The organism is Cupriavidus phytohabitans (assembly GCF_000426345.1).
Classification (GTDB): domain Bacteria; phylum Pseudomonadota; class Gammaproteobacteria; order Burkholderiales; family Burkholderiaceae; genus Cupriavidus.
This window is the reverse complement of the sequence record NZ_AUFE01000159.1, coordinates 1-5,108: the sequence shown is the minus strand read 5'-3', so window position 1 is coordinate 5,108 and position 5,108 is coordinate 1. Positions and strand designations below refer to the sequence as shown.

The 5,108-nt window shown below is 58.4% G+C and carries 6 protein-coding genes and 1 pseudogene; 5 read left to right on the top strand and 2 right to left on the bottom strand.

Annotated features, from left to right (window positions below; translation table 11 throughout):
- Positions 1–379 precede the first annotated feature (379 nt).
- The 5 genes from K309_RS0133875 to K309_RS38725 all read left to right on the top strand — a co-directional run bounded on the left by K309_RS0133875 (position 380) and on the right by K309_RS38725 (position 3,181).
- Entirely contained in the window at positions 380–781 is a 402-nt protein-coding gene (locus K309_RS0133875; RefSeq protein ID WP_029050343.1) for a hypothetical protein, read from the top strand.
- Between the two features lie 482 nt (positions 782–1,263).
- On the top strand, positions 1,264–1,596 hold the full coding sequence (locus K309_RS0133870) for a hypothetical protein (RefSeq protein ID WP_029050342.1): 333 nt from the start codon (positions 1,264–1,266) through the stop codon (positions 1,594–1,596).
- A 579-nt stretch (positions 1,597–2,175) separates the two neighbouring features.
- Positions 2,176–2,394: a ribbon-helix-helix protein, CopG family gene (locus tag K309_RS0133865; RefSeq protein WP_029050341.1), complete on the top strand. Its 219-nt coding sequence runs from the start codon at positions 2,176–2,178 to the stop codon at positions 2,392–2,394.
- Positions 2,388–2,639 (top strand): hypothetical protein, encoded by a 252-nt coding sequence (locus tag K309_RS43585; RefSeq protein ID WP_232232632.1) that lies wholly within the window; start codon positions 2,388–2,390, stop codon positions 2,637–2,639. Before K309_RS0133865 ends, K309_RS43585 begins: the two co-directional genes overlap by 7 nt.
- An 8-nt stretch (positions 2,640–2,647) precedes the next feature.
- Positions 2,648–3,181: a YdcF family protein gene (locus K309_RS38725; protein WP_232232631.1), complete on the top strand. Its 534-nt coding sequence runs from the start codon at positions 2,648–2,650 to the stop codon at positions 3,179–3,181.
- A gap of 480 nt (positions 3,182–3,661) precedes the next feature.
- Here K309_RS38725 and K309_RS0133855 read toward each other — a convergent pair whose 3' ends face one another.
- Positions 3,662–4,138, bottom strand: coding sequence for a 3'-5' exoribonuclease (locus K309_RS0133855; RefSeq protein ID WP_029050340.1), 477 nt, complete (start codon positions 4,136–4,138; stop codon positions 3,662–3,664).
- Between the two features lie 82 nt (positions 4,139–4,220).
- Positions 4,221–4,544, bottom strand: a pseudogene (locus K309_RS38720) (nucleotide pyrophosphohydrolase).
- Between the last annotated feature and the right edge of the window lie 564 nt (positions 4,545–5,108).

Below are 5,108 nucleotides of genomic sequence, written 5' to 3'. Positions count from 1 at the left end.
CACAGCACAGGCTCAGGCGCGTAGCGCAGTCCGGGTGTGCTGCCGGTGGGCATCCCCGTGGCTTACGCGGATAGTTGGCACTGTGCAGCACAGAGCTGCAATGGCAGCAGCCCCTGTCCCGCGCCACCGTCATCAGGTCTTCGTCGATCCGGCGTAACAGGGCAAAAAACGCCGGCGTTTGTAGCAAGGCATGGCACACTGCTGAGGTCTCCTTCATTGCTCGACACAATAAAGGCGACATCTTCCCTCAGGCGCGTGCGTGCACGCTCCCTGAGGGAACCCCTCCAGCGTCCATCACCGTTCTTGCTCAAATCCCCGCGCTTTCGGCATCACGAAAGCTGCTTATGCACAGCTAGCGGCCTCTCCCCGATCCATCGATATGTTGCTTTTTGGTGGCGAGAGCAGATGGCGTGCCGATGTCTGGAGCGAACATAAGCATGACAAGGCGTTCTTTCAAAACGGCTTCTATCCGCTGGAGGCTAGCATCGATCCGTTCTGGGCAATCCGTGCGGGGCTGGAGATGTCTGCCACCGACGCAGGACTAGAGGACTACCTCGATCCCAAAAGCGATAGGAAAATTCGAGTCAAGCGAGGTCTTACGGGAGCCATCGCGCCTGCGGATAGCCTGTACACAACAATCTTCGAACAGAAGGTTGCAGGCAGCGACCTGCTGGGCCTGAGTTGCTACCTGCCGGATTGGCGCATTCCCGACCACGAAACCGAACAGGAACATCGCGCAAAGCTAGATGAATTGCTCACAGACCTGATGAGCTCGCCATAAACAACAGGCGTGCCGCGGTTCGGCGTAACGGTACGGCATCCCACTTAGGAGGATGGAACCCGTGCCAGACAAGCGCCTCGTGCCGTTCAGGGCGAGCAACTGATCGACTGCCCTCAACACGTTACGCATCCGGAGTATAGAACGCGACCTGGGTCGTCGCCCGGTGTCCGCATCCGCAGAACAGTTCAACGCCAACAAGGTGAAAAGCGCCGATAGGTGCGCGATCACTGCGGGCCATCGCAAGCGCCACGTCAGGAGGAATCAATGCAAACGCAGCCCAATACACAAGCTCCGTTTCCAATTCAGGAGTTGGAGCAGATCGATTGCACGATCCAATCGATGCAGCGGTGTCTCGAGAAACTCAACGCTCGGCGCGAGACGCTGATTGCGGAACTAGAGCACATCACACGCCCTCGGATGTTGACCGCACAGCCGCATACCAAGATGCTCGGGCCCGGCCTTCAGTACCGCGGCGTTTTTTTTTGCACTGGAACTACATCGATAGCCATATCGACCTCCTGCGCCGCCTTTGGAACGAGTTCCCGGACCGCCGGGATGCGATGGCGGAGGCAATGAGTTGCCACGGCACGACCCGGACCTATGTCGCTAGGACGCCCAGCGAACTCTTCCGGGGCAAGACGATGGGCTGGACCCAGCGGTACAGCAGAAAGCTGATGGACGGCTGGTATGTGGACACCAATCTGAATCGAGAGCGGATGCGCAGCATTCTCCCGGCTGCGGTTCGTGCCGCTGGGCTCAAGTGGGACGAGGATGTGAGGGTCTATTGGCGAGCGCAACAGGTTACGGAGCCGTAGCCAGCAAAACCTTGGCTACATACGACAAACAACGTGAGAACCGAGACCACATGGAGAGCCGTCGGACGGTGAATGGGTGAAGGGACCAAGGTCTGCCCTTCGGCCCACACTACATCCATACCGCCTGCCCCACCGCACTTCGAATCCGTTCCAGCCACCTATCGCCAATTGTGGCCACTTCCAATAGTTGCTGGTCAGACGCGTCCGCAAGCTGCCCGATCGTCTCGAAGCCTCCTTTTTTAACTCGGCAATTCGTCCGTCTGTGAGTCCATAGGGACACGCCGAAGACTTCTGCAACCGTTTGATCGGTAGATCAAGTACCTGCAGACACCCTTCGGGCAGCGGTAGCGGTTGCTCCATATCGACAACCCCATGCAACAAAGCGTCGAAAACTCTGTGTGCGGGTCCTACCCCCTTCCCTTCTAACAATCTGGCGACCTAGACTTTGGCCACCGATGGTGTTGTACTAACTGCACAAGTTGAGAAGTTCTCTAGCACCGTCCGGTAGCGATACGGAAGCCAAGCTTGAACGCGCTTGCAGCGTGGTATGTGGTGCGTATGGCACAATTGGAGACAGATGTGGGCCGAATCTTGGTCAACTTGCCTGATACGCAAATAGAGGAATTAGCGGCAATAGCGGAGGCCGAGCACCGTCCACGGTCGGCTGTCATCCGTGATGCTATCGAGGCGTACATCTCGCGGCGAAAGCTGGTGCTTGGGGCTGATATGTTCGGGCTATGGAAGGACAAGAAGATCGACGGCCTCACATACCAGCAGGAGCGGCGCTCGGAATGGTGAAGTCGCTACCGTTCGCTGAAGGTGCTGGCGCGCCTTGGCGGCGCATCGGCCTTGCATTGGTTGGCGCATTGCTCACTGGCGATGCCATCGCGCTGATGCTGATGGGGCTGTTCAACTTTGGCGTTGCCCTTCCGCTGGCGATCGGCCCTGCCTTTCTCGCGCTGGCACGCAATGGCGTGTGGCCAGCCGGCGGCACCAATGGATCTGGGGGGCAGGCTGGCTGGCCTTTGCCGCGTGGCTGGTGACGTTGGGCATGTTCTTCCAAGTCATCAGCTCCGGCATTTCAGAATCTGCGGCAAAGGGATCGCCCGCAAAGGCCATCCTCATCCTAGGCTCCGGCACGCCGCATTGCACCGCGTCGCCTACCTTGGTTGCGCGCCTGAACGACGGCCTCGCGCTGGCACGGCGATGGCCTGCGGCCCGAGTGGTGGTGAGCGGTGGCCAGGACTTCGGACTGCGGTGCAGCGAAGCGGACATTATGGCGGACTACCTGACCGCGCACGGCATGGCTCCGGACCGCCTGATTCGGGAGGATCGGAGTACTAGCACGGAGGACAACATGCGCTTCAGCCGCCGGTTGCTGGAGCAACAGGGCGTGAGCGCTGCAGACCCGCTGATACTGGTGACCAGTGATTTTCATCTGATGCGCGCGAAGCGGATTGCGCATAAGGCGGGGTTCCAGGTGGTTTCTGGTGTGGGGGCAGCAACGCCGCTTTATTTGCGGTACAACGCCTGGTTGCGGGAGTATTTTGCGTTTATCAGCGGGTGGATGTTGAGGGAGTTTTGAGCCCCGGAGTACCCCACGGCCCACAGGGAGTGGGGGCCCGTCAAACAGCCACGGCGCAAGGCAAGTCGCCAAGGCTCTTCCCGATTTTACATTTCAGCGTCATCCTTTCCTCTACGCCTCAACCGTGCAGGCCCATTGGTAGGCGCGTCGGAATCAATCCTTGTCAAGTCACGTAGTGCTCGGATCTGAACGAGGTATTGCTTATCAAGCTTTGCCCACAGCTCGTGGTACAACAGGTGAGTCTCCGTCGCCCCCCACCGGTAACACGAACCGGCGCTTCGACTATTCTGCTGCCCGCCGGATTTCGACATTGTCTCGGTCGCTCAGCGACAACCCATTCTCGAGCTTTCCTAGAATTTCTTCACTCGGGGGCTTCATTCCCAACTCAATTGCAGAGAGAGCTCGATGCCGCCGGCCTTGCCGGCAGGTCAGCGCGGCGCCTCGCTGTCAAGGGTATATCCGCAAGATATTATCCAATGTTTATGTAGGGCCGCCAATAGCAAGCCACCCAGCGCGGTTCGCGTGGGCATCGTGCAGTGCGTGATGCCACGGGTGGCCTGGCTGCGAATGATAGCCAGCGACTGCATGCTGAAACTCTGGCACGCTGGCTAAGGGCCCTAAGTCATACCTACCGACAACATTCTGCGGAAAATCGCAGTCCAATGCGTCCGACAGTAGTTCCCAGTCTATGAAACTGTCGCAAGCCACCACCACGCTGGTCGAGAGACTTGCAAACCAAGCGCGAAGGCGTTCTGGAAGGGCGGCGCGCACAACACGAGCATTCGCGGTTTGCCCGAGGACCTCACATACCGCGCCTCGCACGAATTCGTTGCACTTACCGATGTCAAAGTCCTGCACTTCGGCATAGAAGTCTTGACCATCCGCGGTCACCATGCCGATGCTGATTAGCTCGCAGTTGATGAAATCTGTGAACTCGGTGTCAAGAAAGACAAGCATGATGCGATCAAGAGTGTATGCGTTACATGACCGGCAGGGCTAGCGATTCCAGCGCTCGATCGCCTACTGTGCATCGGGCAGCCTATTCGACCACCGGGTACTTTTTCTCATTCATAGCCATCTTCGCCCGAACTGCTGCATCCAGGTCGACGCCCAGTACCGTCACCATTTGCGCCAAATAGATCGTGATATCCGCCAGCTCCTGCTCCACTTGAGCCCGATCTGCAGTCGCCATCACATCGCGCGATTCCACCTCTGTGCGCCACTGGATGATTTCCACCAGTTCCGCCACCTCAACACTCAGCGCCATCGCCAGGTTCTTGGGGCTATGTTACTTGGCCCAGCCACGGGCTTCGTCGAAGGCCTGGCCGGCTTGTTGAAGTCTGCTGAGCTCGATCAAGGACATGGCGTCCTCCGCTGTGTTGAATGGCATGCAACAGTTAATTGAACCATGCTTTACTTACGCGGACTGCATCTGAGCCGAGAACTAGTAGCAGCCAGCTCTAGGCTGCCTCGGCACCGTCGTTGCGTTTGACAGCCGCGGAACCGCTCCCCTAACATTCCTTTGCAGTTCAGCGGGATCCGGGCCAATTGAAGCGCGGCAGTGCGCGGACTGGGCCCCGTCCGGTGCAATGTAGATCCAACTGAAGACAAGGCATTCCTCTGCCAAGTGAACTCCTGGAAAGCCGGACAACGCGTGCCGTCCCGACATGCTGTTTATGATGGAGCTTCTTCATGGCCCCTTCGACGTCGGCGCCGAGCTAAAGTCGAAACTGGTGTACAGGCGGGGAATTTGAGGCGCGGAGTAGAGGGCGGTGGAGCTTTCCGCTGAGAATCTGATTGTCGAGATCGGAAACCAGCACAAGAAAGGTCCACCATGAGCAAGGATAAAGGGAAAGAAGCAGTCGGTCTATCGGAAATCGGGCTTGGGCTCGAGGAGCTGATCAGGCGCGGGGCCCGACGGGTCATC